Annotated in this window: 14 protein-coding genes; 11 read left to right on the forward strand and 3 right to left on the reverse strand. The window is 65.0% G+C overall.

Translation table 11 applies throughout. The features are described 5' to 3' along the window. Positions 1 to 46 precede the first annotated feature (46 nt). Entirely contained in the window at positions 47 to 1042 is a 996-nt protein-coding gene (locus AC0L20_RS10695; RefSeq protein WP_473288485.1) for a TRAP transporter substrate-binding protein, read from the reverse strand. Positions 1043 to 1185: 143 nt separating this feature from the next. On the opposite strand from AC0L20_RS10695, the gene ugpB reads away from it, so the two are divergent. The 10 genes from ugpB (at position 1186) to AC0L20_RS10745 (ending at position 12669) form a co-directional block, all read left to right on the forward strand. After that, the gene (gene ugpB, locus AC0L20_RS10700; RefSeq protein ID WP_473288486.1) at positions 1186 to 2568 is read left to right on the forward strand and encodes a sn-glycerol-3-phosphate ABC transporter substrate-binding protein UgpB; all 1383 of its coding nucleotides are present in this window, start codon (positions 1186 to 1188) and stop codon (positions 2566 to 2568) included. Positions 2569 to 2722: 154 nt separating this feature from the next. Next, positions 2723 to 3670, forward strand: a complete 948-nt coding sequence (locus AC0L20_RS10705; RefSeq protein ID WP_473288487.1) for an aminoglycoside phosphotransferase family protein — start codon at positions 2723 to 2725, stop codon at positions 3668 to 3670. Between the two features lie 385 nt (positions 3671 to 4055). Beyond that, positions 4056 to 5678: an ABC transporter substrate-binding protein gene (locus tag AC0L20_RS10710; protein WP_473288488.1), complete on the forward strand. Its 1623-nt coding sequence runs from the start codon at positions 4056 to 4058 to the stop codon at positions 5676 to 5678. 296 nt (positions 5679 to 5974) lie between these two features. Then, a complete protein-coding gene (locus AC0L20_RS10715; protein ID WP_018456013.1) occupies positions 5975 to 6988 on the forward strand; it encodes an ABC transporter permease in 1014 nt (337 codons plus the stop codon). A gap of 9 nt (positions 6989 to 6997) precedes the next feature. Next, positions 6998 to 7897, forward strand: a complete 900-nt coding sequence (locus tag AC0L20_RS10720; protein ID WP_473288489.1) for an ABC transporter permease — start codon at positions 6998 to 7000, stop codon at positions 7895 to 7897. Between the two features lie 289 nt (positions 7898 to 8186). Continuing rightward, entirely contained in the window at positions 8187 to 9944 is a 1758-nt protein-coding gene (locus AC0L20_RS10725) for a dipeptide ABC transporter ATP-binding protein (protein ID WP_473288490.1), read from the forward strand. Positions 9945 to 9963: 19 nt separating this feature from the next. Continuing rightward, complete coding sequence (locus tag AC0L20_RS10730; RefSeq protein WP_007615797.1) at positions 9964 to 10143, forward strand: DUF4089 domain-containing protein; 180 nt, start codon at positions 9964 to 9966, stop codon at positions 10141 to 10143. A 7-nt stretch (positions 10144 to 10150) separates the two neighbouring features. Further along, positions 10151 to 11548: an AtzE family amidohydrolase gene (locus AC0L20_RS10735; RefSeq protein WP_473288491.1), complete on the forward strand. Its 1398-nt coding sequence runs from the start codon at positions 10151 to 10153 to the stop codon at positions 11546 to 11548. Position 11549: 1 nt separating this feature from the next. After that, the gene (gene hpxZ / locus AC0L20_RS10740; protein ID WP_007597958.1) at positions 11550 to 11942 is read left to right on the forward strand and encodes an oxalurate catabolism protein HpxZ; all 393 of its coding nucleotides are present in this window, start codon (positions 11550 to 11552) and stop codon (positions 11940 to 11942) included. Positions 11943 to 11946: 4 nt separating this feature from the next. Beyond that, complete coding sequence (locus tag AC0L20_RS10745) at positions 11947 to 12669, forward strand: GntR family transcriptional regulator (RefSeq protein ID WP_456767193.1); 723 nt, start codon at positions 11947 to 11949, stop codon at positions 12667 to 12669. Between the two features lie 122 nt (positions 12670 to 12791). Here the strand turns inward: AC0L20_RS10745 and atzF are convergent, their stop codons facing one another. After that, the gene (gene atzF / locus AC0L20_RS10750) at positions 12792 to 14597 is read right to left on the reverse strand and encodes an allophanate hydrolase (protein ID WP_473288520.1); all 1806 of its coding nucleotides are present in this window, start codon (positions 14595 to 14597) and stop codon (positions 12792 to 12794) included. A 309-nt stretch (positions 14598 to 14906) separates the two neighbouring features. Here atzF and AC0L20_RS10755 point away from each other — a divergent pair, with 309 nt between their 5' ends. Further along, on the forward strand, positions 14907 to 16757 hold the full coding sequence (locus AC0L20_RS10755; protein ID WP_473288492.1) for a feruloyl-CoA synthase: 1851 nt from the start codon (positions 14907 to 14909) through the stop codon (positions 16755 to 16757). A 224-nt stretch (positions 16758 to 16981) separates the two neighbouring features. Here AC0L20_RS10755 and AC0L20_RS10760 read toward each other — a convergent pair whose 3' ends face one another. After that, entirely contained in the window at positions 16982 to 17488 is a 507-nt protein-coding gene (locus tag AC0L20_RS10760; RefSeq protein ID WP_473288493.1) for a MarR family winged helix-turn-helix transcriptional regulator, read from the reverse strand. Positions 17489 to 17516 lie beyond the last annotated feature (28 nt).

Genomic DNA, 17516 nt, shown 5'->3' on the forward strand with positions numbered 1-17516 from the left:
GCGACCTGTCTGCATGCTCGCTGTGTCCAAGCCCGGGCAAGAGGCTTCACTCCACCTTGCGAATGCGTTCGATCAGCGCGGCCGCGACCGGATCTTGCCCGGCCTTGGCGTAGATCGCGACCATCGCGTCCTCGAACGGCTTGCGGTCGATATCCCTGACGATGGTGACGCCCGCTGCTTCCGCCTTGCGCTGCGACTGCTCCTCGAGGTCGCGCCATTTCTCGCGCATGAACCGGCTGGAGCGCTGCGCGGCTTCCCGGAAGATGGTCTGGTCGTCGACCGAGAGGCTTTTCCAGGCCTTTAGCGAGATCACCAGCACTTCGGGGCTCATCGTGTGCTCGGTGAGGGCGAGATAGCCGGCATGCTTGTAATGGTCCGTCGTCACGTAGGAGGGCCAGTTGTTCTCGGCGCCGTCGATCAGATGGTTGGCAAGCCCGGCAAGCACCTGCCCATAGGGCATCTCGACCGGCTCCGCGCCGAGCGCGCGGATCATCTGGCTCATCAACTCCGACTGCTGCACCCGGATCCGCAATCCCTTGAGGTCGGCGACGTTCCTGACCGGGCGGGCGCCGTTGTAGATCGACCGCGCGCCGGAATCGTAGAAGGCGAGGCCAACGAAGCCGTAGGGCTCGAAGCTGCCGAGGATCTCGCTGCCGACCGGCCCGTCCAGCACCTTCTGCATGTGCTCGATGGACCGGAACAGGAACGGCATCGCCAGCACGTTCATCGCCGGGACGAAGTTGCCGATCAGCGCCACATTGGTCCGGTTGAGATCGATCGCGCCGACCCGGGTCTGCTCGATGGTCTCCTTCTCCTCGCCGAGCTGGCGGGAGTGGAACACCTTGACCTCGTGCCGGCCGCCGCTGCGCTCGGCGATCAGGGCGCCCATGTAGCGCAGCGCCTGCACGGTCGGATAATCCTCGGTCTGGGTGTCGGCGGCGCGGAATTCCCGCGCAGCGGCTCCCGTCGCCCAGATGGCGATCAGAAGCGCGACGAAAACCACCCCGGTCCGCGAGCGTTCGGCACGGTTCAACACTGGCACACTCAACCCCTCAGTGGTGGAGTCTATGGCGGGAGCAAAAGGTTCAATGCAATCTAGCAGATGGACGGGGGAAGGCCATCCCGCCCGGGGCTTCGGCGTGATTGTGCGTCGCGGCCGGGGCTCATTCCCGGTTGAAACCGCAAATGCCGCGCCTTAAGCAGGGACGGTCGCCGTCGTCGCGCGATACGGAAAGAGCCATCGTGATTTCAGCATTGCGCTTCTTGCAGCTCGTTGCCGCCCTTGCGGCCCTCTCCTTGGCCGCGCCGGTGCAGGCCGCGACCGACATCGCGTGGTGGCACGCCATGTCCGGCGAGCTCGGCCGCCAGCTCGAGAAGCTCGCCTCCGACTTCAACGCCTCGCAGCCGGATTATCGCGTCGTGCCGACTTACAAGGGCAGTTACACCGAGACGGTGACGGCCGCGATCTTCGCCTTCCGCTCGCGCAGCCAGCCCGCGATCGTCCAGGTCAACGAGGTCGCCACCGCCACCATGACCGCGGCCAAGGGCGCGATCTATCCCGTGTTCAGCCTGATGCGGGACATGAACGAGCCGTTCTCGCTCAATGACTACCTTCCCGCGGTCTCCGGCTACTACACCGATGCGGCCGGCAATCTCTTATCGTTCCCGTTCAATTCGTCGACGCCGATTCTCTATTACAACAAGACCATGTTCCGCGACGCAGGGCTCGATCCGGAGGCGCCGCCGAAGACCTGGCCGGAGCTCGGTGCTGCTGCAAAACGCCTGCGCGATCGCGGCGCTGCGTGCGGCTTCACCACGTCCTGGCCGTCCTGGATCCATGTCGAGAATTTCTCAGCCTTCCATAATCTGCCGCTGGCGACGCGGACCAACGGCTTCGCCGCGCTCGATGCGGAGTTGACCATCAACAATCCGTCTCTCGTGCGTCATGTCGCCGAGCTCAGCGAGTGGCAGAAGACCAAAGTGTTCGACTATAGCGGCCGCGGCCAGTCGGCGGAGCCGCGCTTCCAGAACGGCGAATGCGGCATCTTCATCGGCTCCTCGGCGACGCGCGCCGACATCAAGGCCAATTCGAAGTTCGAGATCGGTTACGGCATGATGCCGTATTGGCCCGACGTGAAGGGCGCGCCGCAGAATTCGATCATCGGCGGCGCCACGCTGTGGGTGCTGCGCGACCGGCCCCGCGAGGAATACAAGGGCGTGGCGCGGTTCTTCGCCTATCTGTCGCAGCCCGGCGTGCAGGCCGCCTGGCACCAGAACACCGGCTATCTGCCTGTCACCCGCGCCGCCTTCGAGCTGACGCGCGCGCAAGGTTTTTACGAGCGCAATCCGGGCTCGGCGATGTCGTTCGAAGAGATCACGCTGCATCCGCCGACGGAGAATTCCAAGGGCATCCGGCTCGGCTCCTTCGTGCTGATCCGCGGCGCAATCGAGGACGAGCTGGAGCAGGCCTTTGCCGGCCGCAAGAGCGCGCAAGCCGCGCTCGATGCCGCGGTCGAACGCGGCAACAAGATCCTGCGCCAGTTCGAGCGCGCTAGCCCGGACAGGTAGGGGGCGGGATGGTCGCTCGGCGGTAGGGCGCAAGACCGTTCCACAGCGTCATGGCCGGGCTTGTCCCGGCCATCCACGCCTAAGCCGCAGCACGAAGAACGTGGATGCCCGGGACAAGCCCGGGCATGACGAGCTCAACTACAGTTAGGTTACGATGTCGATGCCACTCCCCCACTTCACCGAGTCAACAAGCTTTCGCGCCTTTCGCGCCGACCCATCGCGATGGCTGCCGATCGCCATCGACATCGTCCGCAGCCACGGTCTCGATGCCAGCGCGCCGCACGTGTTTGCCACCGGCACCAATCTCGTGGTCGGGCTCGGCGATCGCCTGATCCTGAAAATCTTCCCGCCGCTGCTCCGTGCGCAATTCATCTCCGAGCGCGGCTCGCTGGCCCAGCTTGCCGGCCGCCTCAATCTGCCGATCCCCGAGATCGTCGCGGAAGGCGAGCGCGACGGCTGGCCTTATCTAATCATCACACGCCTTGCCGGCACGCTCGGCTCGGAGGTCTGGCCGCAACTGGCGGAAGCGCAGAAGGAGCGCGTGCTGCGCCAGATCGGCGAGACCATCGCGGCCGTGCAGCGCGCCCCACTCGGCCCGCTCGCGCAGATCGAGCCGCGCTGGGGAGACTTCATGCGCGCCCAGATGCAAGCGTGCCGCGCGCGGCACACGCGTCTCGGCCTTGCGCCGAAATTCCTCGCCGGCCTTGACGATCTCCTGCGTGATGCGGCCGCGCTCATTCCGATGGATGCGCCGCCGGTGATCCTGATCGGCGAATATATTCCGGAGAACTTCCTGCTCACCTGCAACGACGATCAATGGTCGCTCGCCGGCCTGTTCGACTTCGGCGACGTGCTGGCGGGCTGGCGCGACTACGATCTGCTCGGCCCCAGCGCCTTCATGGCAGCGGGCCGGCCGGGTCGCGTGCGCAACCTGCTCGAAGGTTTTGGCTATGCGAAGCCGGACTACGCGCTCAAGCGCCGCCTGATGGCACTGATGCTGCTGCATCGCGCCAGCGACCTCAACAGCCACATCTGCATCGAGGGCTGGCAGGACAAGGCCGGCGATCTGGTCGAACTTCAGGACCTGATCTGGCCGGGGTGATCGCCGGCGATCCCCCGCCGTCGTCCTGGACAAGCGCAGCGCGATTCAGGACCCATTACCCGAGGGAGGTGTTTTGCGAAGACTCGTGGTTGCCAGCTTCGCGCCGCAACTTTTCCCTGGGGTAATGGGTCCTGGCTTTCGCCAGGACGACGGCGGTTCAATAAGCCGCCTGCCAAACAAGCGAGACTTCATTCAGCTCATTTTATGAGCAAATGCGCATCTTTGTATGCAATGCCCCAAGACTTGGCGTTTGATCGACGGCCCGACCGATGGCTGTTTCCCTTAAGCATTTCAGAGGCTTATTCCGGTTTAAACTCTCATTAAGCCTTGGCACGAACCTTGCGAATCCAGTTCCAACCAGAAAACTTTGTGTTGGAGCCATTTCATGAAGCGCCGCGATTTCCTCAAGTCCGTTTCCGGATTGGCCGCAGGCGCGGCGCTTCCGGCCATGCCGTCCGTGGTCTCGTCCGCCTATGCTGATGCGCGCTCGGAGACGCTGCTGATCGTCTCGGAAGGTGGCCCCAATAATCTCGATATCCACGGCGTCGGCACCAACGTGCCCGGCTATGAGGTGTCCTGGAATTGCTACGACCGCCTGCTCAGCCACGAGATGAAGACCGGCCCCGGCGGCGTGCCCTATTACGACCGCGACAAGTTCAAGGGCGAGCTCGCCGAGAGCTTCAAGATCGACGACATGTCGGTCACCTTCAAGCTGAAGAAGAACGCCAAATTCCACGACGGCGCGCCTGTCACCGCCAAGGACGTGAAGTGGTCGCTCGACCGCGCCGTCAGCGTCGGCGGCTTCCCCACCTTCCAGATGAGCGCGGGCTCGCTGACCAAGCCTGAGCAGTTCGTCGTGATCGACGACTACACGGTGCGTGTCGACTTCCTGAAGAAGGACAAGCTGACGATCCCCGATCTCGCGGTGATCGTGCCCTGCATCATCAATTCCGAACTGGTGAAGAAGAACGCCAGCGAGAAGGATCCGTGGGGTCTTGAGTACACCAAGCAGCAGACCGCCGGCTCCGGCGCCTACAAGGTGACGAAGTGGACCGCCGGCACCGAAGTCGTGATGGAGCGCAACGACGACTGGGTCGGTGGCCCCTTGCCGAAGATCAAGCGCGTGATCTGGCGCATGGTGCCGCAGGCCGGCAATCGCCGCGCGCTGCTGGAGCGCGGCGACGCCGACATCTCCTACGAGCTGCCGTTCAAGGATTTCCAGGAGATGAAGGCGAGCGGCAAGCTCAACGTGGTGTCGCTGCCGTTCTCCAACGGCATCCAGTATATCGGGATGAACGTGACCAAGCCGCCGTTCGACAATCCCAAAGTGCGTCAGGCGGTCGCCTACGCGATTCCCTATCAGAAGATCATGGACGCCGTGATGTTCGGGCTGGCCAATCCCATGTTCGGGGCTGCCAAGGACAAGCCGACCGAAGTCGCCTGGCCGCAGCCGCATAAATACAACACCGACATGGACAAGGCGAAAGCGCTGCTGGCCGAGGCCGGATACGCCAACGGCTTCGAGACCACGATCTCGTTCGACCTCAACTTCGCCGGCGTCAACGAGCCGCTCTGCGTGCTGGTGCAGGAGAGCCTGGCCCAGATCGGCATCAAGACCACCATCAACAAGGTGCCCGGCGCCAACTGGCGCACCGAGTTGAACAAGAAGGAGATGCCGCTCTTCACCAACGTGTTCTCGGGTTGGCTCGATTACCCCGAATACTTCTTCTACTGGTGCTATCACGGCAATAATTCCGTCTTCAACACCATGAGCTACAAGTCGGCGGCGATGGACAAGCTGATCGACGGCGCACGCGCAGCCGCCGCGACCGGCGACACCGCGACCTACGACACCGACGTGAAGGGCTTCGTCGACCTCGCCTACAGCGACATCCCGCGCATCCCGCTGTACCAGCCCTTCGTCAACGTCGCGATGCAGAAGAACATCAGCGGCTACCAATACTGGTTCCACCGGCGACTGGATTATCGCGCGATGGCGAAGGGGTGAGGGGGGATGGCGGGCGAGATGGTCGCGTCGTCGACTCTCTTTCTGAGTGAGGCGGCCACCGCTCTCTCATTCCCTCTCCCCTTGTGGGAGAGGGGCAGGGTGAGGGGTAGCCACGAACTCCAACCTCGCTTGGGGCTACCCCTCACCCCAACCCTCCCCCGTCGCAAGTCGCGCCTGCCCGACTTGCGCCAATCACCAATGCGCAACCGGGGTAGACCCCGGTTGCGTGGGAGAGGGGGCGCGGCGACGCTCTCGCGGATCAGCGAGAGCGTTTCATCCTCCTGGAGTGCCCCATCATGCTGACCATGATCGGCAAGCGCCTGATGTTCGCGATTCCCTCGCTGATCGGGGTCGTCATCGTCACCTTCCTGCTGACCCGCGCACTGCCGGGCGATCCCGCCGCGTATTTCGCAGGGCCCGCCGCAACGAAAGAAGCCGTCGAGCAGATCCGGAAAAAACTCGGCCTCGACAAGCCGCTGATCGAACAGTTCTTCCGCTACACCAACGATCTCGCCCATGGCGATTTCGGCAATTCGCTCACCACGGGCCAGCCGGTCGCAGCCGAGATCCGCAACCGCCTGCCGGCCTCCGCCGAGTTGACGCTGCTCGGCCTCATCGTCTCGGTCGTCATCGCCATTCCCCTCGGCGTGCTGGCGGCAACGCGGCCGGGCTCATGGGTCGATCATCTCTGTCGTGTCACGACGACGGCCGGCGTCTCGCTGCCGGTGTTCTTCACAGGTCTCGTGCTGGTCTATGTCTTCTATTTCCGGCTCGGTTGGTCGCCCGCGCCGCTCGGCCGGCTCGATGTGTTCTACAGCGCGCCGCCGACGGTGACGGGCTTCTATCTGATCGACACCCTGATCGCGCGCGACTTCGAGGCGTTCCGTTCGGCATGCAGCCAGCTCATCCTGCCGGCGACGACGCTTGCGATCTTCTCGCTGGCGCCGATCGCGCGCATGACGCGCGCCTCGATGCTGGCGGTGCTGTCGTCGGAATTCGTTCGCACCGCGCGCGCCAGCGGCCTGTCGCCGGCGACCGTCATCGTCACCTACGCCTTCCGCAACGCGATGCTCCCCGTCATCACCACGTTGAGCATGGTGTTCTCCTTCCTGCTCGGCGCCAACGTGCTGGTGGAAAAAGTGTTCGCCTGGCCCGGCATCGGCTCTTACGCCGTGGAAGCGCTGATCTCGTCGGACTTCGCGCCGGTGCAGGGTTTCGTGCTGACCATGGCGGTGATGTACGTGCTGCTCAATCTCGTGATCGACATTTTGTACGGCGTGATCGATCCGCGCGTGCGGCTGGAAGGGTAGGGGGACACAATGAGCTCCGTTGCGCCTGCTGTTGAACCTGTCGGTCCCGCACGGACGTCAGGGTTCGTCGCGCTCCTCGAACAGACCCGTTACGTGCTCGGCGAGAATAAGGTCACGGGTTTTGCCTTCGGGCTGCTGATCGTGATCCTCCTTGCCGCGATCTTCGGCCCCTATGTGGTGCCGTATGACCCGCTGGCCTCCGACACTGCGGCGTCGCTCAAGCCGCCCTCGGCCGCACACTGGTTCGGAACCGACCAATTGGGCCGCGACATCTTCAGCCGGGTCGTGGTGGCGACGCGGCTCGATACGTTCATTGCGGTCGCCTCCGTCGTGCTGGTGTTTCTGATGGGCGGGCTCGCCGGCATCGCGGCCGGCTATTTCGGCGGCTGGACCGATCGCATCGTCGGCCGCATCGCCGACACCATCATGGCGTTCCCGCTGTTCGTGCTCGCCATGGGCATCGTCGCCGCGCTCGGCAATACCGTGCAGAACATCATCCTGGCCACAGCCATCGTGAACTTCCCGCTCTATGCCCGCGTCGCGCGCGCCGAAGCGAATGTCCGCCGCAACGCCGGCTTCGTGCAGGCGGCGCGGCTGTCCGGCAACGGCGAATTCCGCATTCTTCTGGTGCATATCCTGCCGAACATCATGCCGATCATGATCGTGCAGATGTCGCTGACGATGGGCTACGCCATCCTCAATGCCGCCGGTCTCTCGTTCATCGGCCTCGGCGTCCGTCCGCCGACGGCGGAATGGGGCATCATGGTCGCCGAAGGCGCCGGCTTCATGGTGTCAGGCGAATGGTGGATCGCGCTATTCCCGGGCCTCGCTTTGATGATCGCCGTGTTCTGCTTCAACCTCCTCGGCGATGGCCTGCGCGACATCGTCGACCCCCAGCGGAGGACGTGATGGCGGGATTGTTCGAAGCTGGTGCCGTCCTTCGCCTCTCCCCGCGTGCGGGGAGAGGCCGGGCCGCGCTAGCGGACCGGGTGAGGGGGGCTCTCCGCGAACTCCTCTCGCAATCGTTTGCGCGGATAGAGGCCCCTCACCCCAACCCTCTCCCCGTAAGCACGGGGCGAGGGAGCGATAGGCTTGTGCCCGCCTCACACGCGAATTTTCGCTCGAAATTCTCTAATGAAATCAACGCCATTCTACTGTGCATGGGGTTGTTTTCGATGTTTTTGTTTGGGAGGCATCCATGACCGCCCAGCCCCTGCTCGACGTCCAGGACCTCACCGTCGAATTCACCACCCGCCGCGGCATCGTCAAAGCGGTGCAGCACGTCAACATCTCCGTCGCCAAGGGCGAGACGCTGGCCATCGTCGGCGAGTCCGGCTCCGGTAAATCGGTGACGTCGTATGCGGTGATGCGCATCCTCGACCGTGCAGGCAGGATCGCCGAAGGCTCGGTGATGTTCTCGGGCATCGACGTCAAGGCCGCGACCGAAGACCAGATGCGCGATTTGCGCGGCCGCGAAGTCTCGATGATCTTCCAGAACCCGCGCGCCGCGCTCAACCCGATCCGGAAAGTTGGCGACCAGATCGAGGACGTGCTGCGCACCCACGTGCAGCAGGCCATGGTTTCGGACCGTGGCGAGAAGGCGATCGAGGCGCTGGAGCAGGTCAAGATCGCCCGCCCGCGCGAGCGCTATCACGCCTATCCGTTCGAACTGTCCGGCGGCATGTGCCAGCGCGTCGTCATCGCGCTCGCGCTCGCCTGCAATCCGCAGCTTTTGATCGCGGACGAGCCTACGACAGGATTGGACGTCACCACGCAGAAGGCGGTGATGGACCTCATCGTCGAGCTGACCAAGCGCAAGGCGATGTCCACCATCCTGATCACGCATGACCTCGGCCTCGCCGCCGCCTATTGCGACCGCGTCGTGGTGATGGAAAAGGGCCGGGTCGTCGAAACTGCGAAAGCCGCCGACATCTTCGCCAACCCGCAGCACCCCTACACGAAGAAGCTGATGCGCGCGACGCCGCGGCTCGGCGTGAGCCTGCGAGATCTGTTGCCGGAGGAAGAGACTCTTGCCTCTCCCAGCACCGTGTCTGCGGAAGCAGCCCCTCACCCCAACCCTCTCCCCGTGAAGGACGGGGAGAGGGAGAAGACGCCCCTTCTCCTCATCGACAAGCTGGTCAAGGAATATCCCCGTCAGGGCGCGACCGCGACGCTCGGGAAATTGTTCGGCCGCAAGCCGCCGGTCGAGCCCGATGTGTTCCGCGCGGTCGACGGCATCAGCTTCTCGGTCGGTCACGGCGAGAGCGTCGGCCTGGTCGGCGAGTCCGGCTGCGGCAAATCGACCACGTCGATGATGGTGATGCGGCTGCTCGACCAGACCTCCGGCCTGATTCAGTTCGACGGCGAGGACATCGGCGCCATCCCGCCCTCCGGCTTTGCCCGCCTGCCGCAGCGCAGCCGCATCCAGATGGTGTTCCAGGACCCGACCGACAGCCTCAACCCGCGCTTCACCGCCGTGCGCGCCATTGCCGATCCCATCATGCAGCTCGGTGACATCAGAGGGCGCGACGCGCTCCGCACCCGCTGCGAGGAGCTCGCCACCATGGTGGGCCTGCCACTCAACCTGCTGGATCGCTTCCCGCACCAATTGTCGGGCGGCCAGAAGGCCCGCGTCGGCATTGCCCGCGCCATCGCCCTGCACCCGAAACTCGTCATCCTGGACGAGCCGACCGCCGCGCTCGACGTTTCGGTCCAGGCCGTGGTCCTCAATCTGCTCCAGGACCTCAAGGCGCGGCTAGGTATGAGTTATCTGTTCGTCTCGCATGATTTGAACGTAGTGCGCTTGCTGTGCGATCGTGTCATTGTCATGCGGTCGGGTCGAATCGTCGAGGAAGGGTCTTCCGAGCGGGTCTTGAGCGATCCGCAGGACGACTACACCAAGGAGCTGCTGACGGCGATCCCGCACCCGCCGCTGCAGACACTGGGCGCACACTGAGAGCTTGTTTGGGAGCGTGATGGCCGAACCGCTGGACGATTATATCGACGCTGTCACCAAAGCGTTGGCGTTGCCCGTCGAGGAGGCCTGGAGGTCGTCCATTCGCGCCAATCTCGAGGTCTCGCTGCGGCTCGGCCGCCTCGTCGACGAATTCGCGCTGCCGGACGAGACCGAGCCGGCGCCCGTGTTCACGGTCTGATGCCGCCATGACGACCAAGCCAGAGATGACGGCCTCCGAGATCGCGAGCGCGGTTGCGGGCCGCAAGATGTCCGCGCTCGATGCGACCGAAGCAGCGCTTGCGCGCATCAACCAGCACGACACCATCCTCAATGCGTTCACTGACGTCACCGCCGATCGCGCCCGTGCCAAAGCGCGCGCGATCGATGCCGATATCGCCGCCGGCAAGACCGTCGGTCCGCTCGCCGGCGTGCCCTTCGCGGTGAAGAATTTGTTCGACGTCGCGGGCCTCGCCACGCGGGCAGGCTCGAAGATCAACCGCGATCGCGCACTCGCCACGCGCGATGCCACGCTGATCGAGCGCATGGAAGCGGCCGGCGCCGTGCTGGTCGGTGCGCTCAACATGGGCGAATACGCCTACGACTTCACCGGGGAGAACGTCCATGACGGTCCCTCGCGCAATCCGCATGACATCACGCGGATGAGCGGCGGCTCCTCGGGCGGTTCGGGCAGTGCCGTCGGCGGCGCGCTGGTGCCGATCGCGCTCGGCTCCGACACCAATGGTTCGATCCGCGTGCCGTCCTCGTTCTGCGGCATCTTCGGCCTGAAGCCGACCTATGGCCGGCTCTCGCGGGCGCGCTCCTTCCCGTTCGTCGCGAGCCTCGATCATCTCGGACCGTTCGCGCGCTCCGTCACCGATCTCGCGCTGGCCTACGACGCGATGCAGGGGCCGGATGCCGACGATGCCGCATGCACCACCACACGTGGTCTGGAGCCGACGACACCGCTGCTTGCCAATCCGGTTTCGGACTTGCGCATCGCGATCGCCGGCGGCTACTTCCAGCAGAACCTGTTTCCGGAAGCTATCGAAGCAGTCAGTCGCGTCGCCAAGGCGCTGGGCGCAACGCGCGTGGTAGAGGTGCCCGAAGCCGCGCGTGCCCGCGCGGCGGCCTACGTCATCACCACCACCGAGGGCGCCTCGCTGCATCTCGATCGGCTGCGCAAGCGGCCGAACGATTTCGATCCCGCCGTGCGCGACCGGCTGATCGCGGGCGCCATGGTGCCGGCCCCGCTGGTCGACCGCGCGCAAAAATTCCGCCGCTGGTATCGCGCGCAGCTCGCGGAGATTTTCAAATCCGTCGACGTGCTGATTGCACCGGCGACGCCATGCACCGCGCCAAAACTCGGCCAGGTCAATTTCAATCTTGGTGGCCTCGAGCTGCCGGTGCGCGCCAATATCGGCATCCACACCCAGCCGATTTCCTTCATCGGCCTGCCCGTGGTCGCCGTGCCGGTGCCGCTCGAGCCGCTGCCGATCGGCGTGCAGATCATCGCCGCGCCATGGCGCGAGGACATCGCGCTACGCGTCGCTTACGCCTTGGAGAAGATGGGCGTCGCCGCCGCGCCCGGCCCAAAAGGATTTTGAGATGGAGATCGATCTCCCCGACGTGATCGCGGACGTCAAAGCCGCGTTCGACCGCTACGAGCAGGCCCTGATCACCAACGACGTCGCAGTGCTCGGCGAGCTCTTCCGCAACGATCCCCGCACGCTGCGCTATGGCATCGGCGAGAACCTCTACGGCTATGAAGCGATCTCTGGCTTTCGCGCCGGGCGCTCGCCGGTCGGCCTCAATCGCCGTACCGCGAAAACCGTGATCACGAGCTATGGCCGCGACACCGCCGTCGCCTCCACCCTGTTCTATCGCGACACGATGCCGGGCAAGGTCGGCCGGCAGATGCAGACCTGGGTAAAATTCCCGGAGGGCTGGCGCGTCGTCGCCGCCCATGTCAGCATCATCGACGAGTCGAAAGAGACCTGACCGTATGACGCTTGACGATCTTCCGCCCGGAACGCTGCCGGCCGAACCGGCGGTGCCGCGTGTCGACCGGGCGTCGCCATCAGCGCACAAGGTCACGCGCGCCGAGGAGCTGCGCCTGCAGCTCGCCGACGAGATCGTGCGCGGAGCTCTGCCGCCCGGTGCGCCGCTCGACGAGACCGACATCGCGCGCCGCTTCAGCGTTTCGCGCACGCCGGTGCGGGAAGCACTGCGCCAGCTCGTGGCAAGCGGCCTGGTCGAAGCGCGCGCCCATCGCGGCGCGGTGGTGGCGCAGCCTTCGTTCGAACGGCTGACGGGCATGTTCGAGGCCATGGCGGAGCTTGAGGCGCTCTGTGCGGGTCTTGCCGCCGAGCGCATGTCCGCCACTGAGCGCCACGGCCTGGAAGCCATCCACGAAGAGCTGCGGGTGTTGAGCTACGCCGGCAATCCTGATCGCTTCCATGAGGTCAACGAGCGTTTCCACAATGCGATCTATGCGGGATCGCAGAACGGCTACATCGCCGAGATCACGCTGGCGACGCGCGTGCGCGTGCAGCCGTTCCGCCGCGCCCAGTTCCGCAACCTTGGCCGATTGGCAAAATCGCAGGCCGAGCACGACCGCGTCGTCGTCGCCATCATGCGCGGCGACAAGCAGGGCGCCGCCGCCGCGATGCGTGCGCATATCGAGCTGGTGCGCGGGGAGTACGAGATCTACGCGGTGTCGGTGTGAGTCCCTCATCCTGAGGAGCGGCCGAAGGCCGCGTCTCGAAGGATGGAAGGCCGAGATGAAGCCGCGGGGCCTTCATGGTTCGAGACGGCGCTTGCGCGCCTCCTCACCATGAGGAGATGGAGCTACGCCGTCGCCTTCTCCGCCATATACTTCCGCCAGCCACCATACGCCGTGATATCTCGCGCCTCGCCCAGCACCTCCGGCTCGACGAGAAATCCCTTCACGCTGCGGCCATCCGCCAGCCGCACGGTGCCGATCGCCATCGGCGCAGGAATCGCGTTGACGAACTTGCCGAAGGCGGACGACGACAGCGACCAGATCTCCAGCTCGATCGACGCGCCCTTGCCGGCTTCGACGCGCAGCATGCCCGGCTTCGGCGGCGTGGTCTTCAATGCGTAGAGCTTGTAGTCCGCCGCGGTCCTGGTTGCCTCGATCAGCTGACCGTTCAGCGCTTTCAGTTCGCCGTTCAGCGCCATGCCGGAGAGGTGCGCACCGACCACCGCGATCGGAATCTCATCGCTGCTATCGACGGCAAGCGGCGCCAGCGCAGCTTGCGCCACGCCCTTTGCGCCAAGCGTCAATTTGGTATCCGCGTGAAACACGCGCCCGATGCTCGCGAGCAGCGCGTCGTGGCCGGTGGGTGCGAGGAGCGTAATGCCGAACGGGATGCCGTCGGCACGCATCGCCGCCGGCAGCGCGAGACCGCAGAGGTCGAGCAGATTGACAAAATTGGTATAGGTGCCGAGCCGGCTGTTGAGTTCGATCGGATTGGCCAGCACCTGCGCGGTCGTATAGGCCGTCGGCGCCGTCGGCAGCACCAGCGCGTCGATATTGGTGAAGGTGCGTTCGGCGATCTTGCGCAGGCCCTGCAGGCGATAGAGCGCGGAGAAGGTGTCCGCCGCCGTCAACCGCGCACCGGCCGCGGTGATCTCGCGCGTCACCGGATGGATGGCATCCGGCGCGGACGCGAGCAGGTCGCGGATCACGAGATAGCGCTCCGTGACCCACGGTCCCTCGTAGAGCAGTCGGGCTGTCTCATAGAACGGCTCGAGGTCGAACTCGACGAGCGTTGCGCCAAGCGCGGTCCAGCGCTTCAACGCCTCGGCGTAAGCCGCTTCCGCCTTCTTGTCGCCGAAGAAGATCAGCTGTCCGGTGCGCGGCACGCCCAGGCGCAGGTTTGCCGGGAGCGGGGTGATCGCGCCAAGCGGCCGGTCGCGCGAGAACGGATCGGCCTGATCGGGACCTGCCATCACCGACAGTGCGAGCGCGGCGTCGTCGACCGTCAAAGCGAATACCGAGATGCAGTCGAGCGTCCGGCAGGCCGGCACCAGGCCGGCAGTCGAGATCATGCCGAGGCTCGGCTTGAGCCCGACGATGTTGTTGAGCATCGCCGGCACGCGGCCTGAGCCGGCGGTGTCGGTGCCGAGCGACAGTGGCACCAGCCCGGCGCCGACGGCGGTGGCCGATCCCGAGCTTGATCCGCCGGGAATGAGGTCCTCGCGGATCGCGTTTCTGGGGATGCCGTAGGGCGAGCGCACACCGACAAGGCCGGTCGCGAACTGGTCGAGATTGGTCTTGCCGATGATGATGGCGCCGGCGGCGCGCAGCCGCGCAACCGCGGTCGAGTCATGTGTCGGGGTGTACGAGAAAGCCGGGCACGCAGCGGTGGTCGGAAATCCCAGCGCGTCGATATTGTCCTTTACCACGACCGGCACGCCATAGAGCGGCAGGGTGGCGGCTTCCTTGGTGGCGAGCTTCTCGGCCTCGGCGATCGCGTCCTTTTCGTCGCGCAGGCTGATGAAGACGGCGGGATCATTGTGGTCGCGGATGCGCTGATAGGTGCGCGCGACCGTCTGCGCCGGCGTGAGCGTGCCCGCGCGATGCGCGGCCACGATCGCGGCGATCGTTTCAGGCTGCTCAGCCCCCATTTCAGCCTTCATGGCGACAAATCTCCGGCTACGTCTCTTCACCCCGATCGAAGCAAGCGATGTGCCATTGTGTACAGAATCCGGGCAGGACAAGTGTTCCGGATATTACCGAGAGATCAGTGCCTTGTGGGATATTTCGAGCGCCGGCGGGCCTGCGTGTCAGCGCCCCGTTACGAGCATTTGCGCAAATAATAGGCAGATCACCGGGCCCCGAACTTGCGCCCCAACAATTGTCGTGGCCAACATGCCGGCCAACGCGGTCCGTGACGAGGCTGCGGCCGATCCCGGCTTCCGGGCGAGGAGGAAACCATGACAGCCGCCCCACGCGGTGATGCTTCAATCTTGTTTGCAACACCCCAAACCGTTGCCGAGCATCGCGCCGACGGCAGCATCGTGCTGCGCTCGCCCGACCCCTTGCGCGATGGCGCGCGCTGTGTCGGCGACTGGCTGGAGCAATGGGCCCGGCAAAAGCCCGACACGGTCTTCCTCGCTGAGCGTGACAGCGCCGATACGCCCTGGGCTACCATGACCTACGCGGGGGCCTTGCGGAGAGTCCGCGCGGCGGCGTCGTGGATTGTGGCGCAAGGACTCGGCGCCGAACGCCCGCTCGTGATCCTATCCGATAACAGTATCGACCATGCGCTGCTTGCGCTCGCGGCCCAGCATGTCGGCGTGCCCTCGGCCGCGATCTCGCCAGCCTATTCGCTGATTTCGAAGGATTTTGACAAGCTCAGGAGCATGATCTCGTTGCTGGAGCCCGGCGCGATCTATGTCTCCGCGACCAAGCCGTTTGCGGCGGCGCTGGCCGCGATCAAGCCGCTGCATCGTGCGCAGGTCATCAGCGGCAACGCGAGCGACGCCGATGCGCTCGCCTTTCGCACCGTTGCGGCGACGCCTGAGACGGCGGACGTCGCAAGAGCCTTCGCCGCTGTCACACCGGACACCATCGCAAAATTCCTGTTCACCTCGGGCTCGACCGGCACGCCGAAAGCCGTGATCAACACCCAGCGCATGTTGACCTCCAGCCAGCAAGCGAAGGCGCAGACCTGGACCTTTCTCGAACAGGGGCGCGACGATCTCGTCATTCTCGACTGGCTGCCCTGGAGCCACACGTTCGGCGCCAACCACAATTTCAATCTCGTGCTGCGCAATGGCGGCTCGCTCTATATCGACGGCGGGAAGCCGGCGCCCGGCCTGTTTGCGACGTCGCTCGCCAATCTCAGAAGCGTGATGCCGACGGTCTATTTCAACGTGCCGCGCGGCTTCGACATGTTGATCACGGCGCTGCGCGCAGACGAGGAGCTGTGTCGCCGCTTCTTCAGCGAGGTGAAATTCGCGTTCTACGCAGGGGCTGCGCTGCCGCAGAATCTCTGGGACGCGCTGGAAGAACTCTCCGTCAAGACCGTTGGCCGCGCGATGCCGATGGTCTCGGCGTGGGGCTCGACCGAGACGTCGCCGCTGGCCACCGACTGCCATTTCCTCGCGGAGCGCTCGGGCAATATCGGCGTGCCCATACCCGGCACCGAATTGAAGCTCGTCACCTCCGGCGACAAGCTGGAGGTGCGCGTGCGCGGCCCCAACGTCACGCCGGGTTACCTGAACGCGCCGGAGCTGACCAGGCAGGCTTTTGACCACGAGGGATTTTATCTCATTGGTGACGCCGTGAAGTTCGCCGATGCGAACCGGCCTGAGCGCGGCCTGTTCTTCGACGGCCGCGTTGCGGAGGACTTCAAGCTCAATTCCGGCACCTGGGTCAATGTCGGCACGCTGCGCGTCGCCGGCATCGCCGCGCTGACGCCGCTCGCGCAGGACATCGTCGTCACCGGCCATGGCGGCGACGAGGTGCGCTTCCTGGTATTTCCGAACATCGCTGCGTGCCGCGCGCATGCCGGCTTGCCCGAGACCGCGGACGTGAACGAAATGCTCGCGCATGACAAGGTCAGAGCCGCGATCGCGCAGGGTCTGGCGAAGCTCAAGCAACACGGCGCCAACTCCTCCGGCCACGCCACGCGTGCGCTGCTGCTCGCCGAGCCGCCGTCGGTGGACGGCGGCGAGATCACCGACAAGGGCTACATCAACCAGCGTGCCGTGCTGACGCGGCGGGCGGATGCGCTGGCGCGGTTGGATGACAATGTCTCGGGTGAGTGGATCGGTCTGTAGCAGTTGAACAGCTCGCCGTTAGGCCAGCAAACCTGCCGCACTATCCTGCATGATTCTTTTGTTGCCTAAGCAACTAATTTGTGCGAACCGTTCCAGACTAGGATGACGGCGGAAGGAACCGCCGCGTCGGATCGGAGGGAGCAATGCTCGGCAGAGAGGGTGCCGCGGGCGAATGCCGGCGCATGCCTGGAGATGACAGAGGTCCGCGTACCGCGCGTGCCCCGTCAGGTCTCGGTGCCGCCGGTCACCGCGCCGAGATTTTCGTGCAGGCGGCGCAACAGGTCGATCAGCACCTCGCGCTCGTCCTTGTCCAGGCACGACAACAGGCGCCGTTCGCGCTCGAATGCGGCGACGATCACCTTGTCATGGATGGCGCGGCCCTTGGCGGTCAGCGAGATCGAATGGGTGCGCCCGTCGTTGGGATCGGTGCGGATCGAGATCAGCCCTCGCTTTTCCAAGCCGGCCAGTGTCCGGCTCACCGGGCCCTTGTCGAAACCGATGACGTGGCAGATGCGCGAGGCGGGAATGCCGGGCTCGATCGCCAGCAGCGACATGATCCGCCATTCGGTGACGTTGACGCCGAACTGCCGCTGATAGAACGCAGTGGCGCTGTTCGAGAGCTTGTTGGCGATGAAGGTGATGAACGCGGGGACGTAGCGGTCGAGATCGAGCGTCGGTCCCGTCTCGGCGGGCGCAGGTTTTTGGCGGGCTCTGGTCGAAGACGGCGGCATATCGGGATTCTGTCTCGCGGCGTGTCCG

The sequence above is a fragment of the Bradyrhizobium sp. Kon58 genome (assembly GCF_055807455.1).

Coding starts and splice junctions, on each gene's coding strand:
- ugpB (WP_473288486.1), top strand. CDS start 1,186: ATGCCGCGCCTTAAGCAGGGACGGTCGCCGTCGTCGCGCGATACGGAA.
- AC0L20_RS10705 (WP_473288487.1), top strand. CDS start 2,723: ATGTCGATGCCACTCCCCCACTTCACCGAGTCAACAAGCTTTCGCGCC.
- AC0L20_RS10710 (WP_473288488.1), top strand. CDS start 4,056: ATGAAGCGCCGCGATTTCCTCAAGTCCGTTTCCGGATTGGCCGCAGGC.
- AC0L20_RS10715 (WP_018456013.1), top strand. CDS start 5,975: ATGCTGACCATGATCGGCAAGCGCCTGATGTTCGCGATTCCCTCGCTG.
- AC0L20_RS10720 (WP_473288489.1), top strand. CDS start 6,998: ATGAGCTCCGTTGCGCCTGCTGTTGAACCTGTCGGTCCCGCACGGACG.
- AC0L20_RS10725 (WP_473288490.1), top strand. CDS start 8,187: ATGACCGCCCAGCCCCTGCTCGACGTCCAGGACCTCACCGTCGAATTC.
- AC0L20_RS10730 (WP_007615797.1), top strand. CDS start 9,964: ATGGCCGAACCGCTGGACGATTATATCGACGCTGTCACCAAAGCGTTG.
- AC0L20_RS10735 (WP_473288491.1), top strand. CDS start 10,151: ATGACGACCAAGCCAGAGATGACGGCCTCCGAGATCGCGAGCGCGGTT.
- hpxZ (WP_007597958.1), top strand. CDS start 11,550: ATGGAGATCGATCTCCCCGACGTGATCGCGGACGTCAAAGCCGCGTTC.
- AC0L20_RS10745 (WP_456767193.1), top strand. CDS start 11,947: ATGACGCTTGACGATCTTCCGCCCGGAACGCTGCCGGCCGAACCGGCG.
- atzF (WP_473288520.1), bottom strand. CDS start 14,597: ATGGGGGCTGAGCAGCCTGAAACGATCGCCGCGATCGTGGCCGCGCAT.
- AC0L20_RS10755 (WP_473288492.1), top strand. CDS start 14,907: ATGACAGCCGCCCCACGCGGTGATGCTTCAATCTTGTTTGCAACACCC.
- AC0L20_RS10760 (WP_473288493.1), bottom strand. CDS start 17,488: ATGCCGCCGTCTTCGACCAGAGCCCGCCAAAAACCTGCGCCCGCCGAG.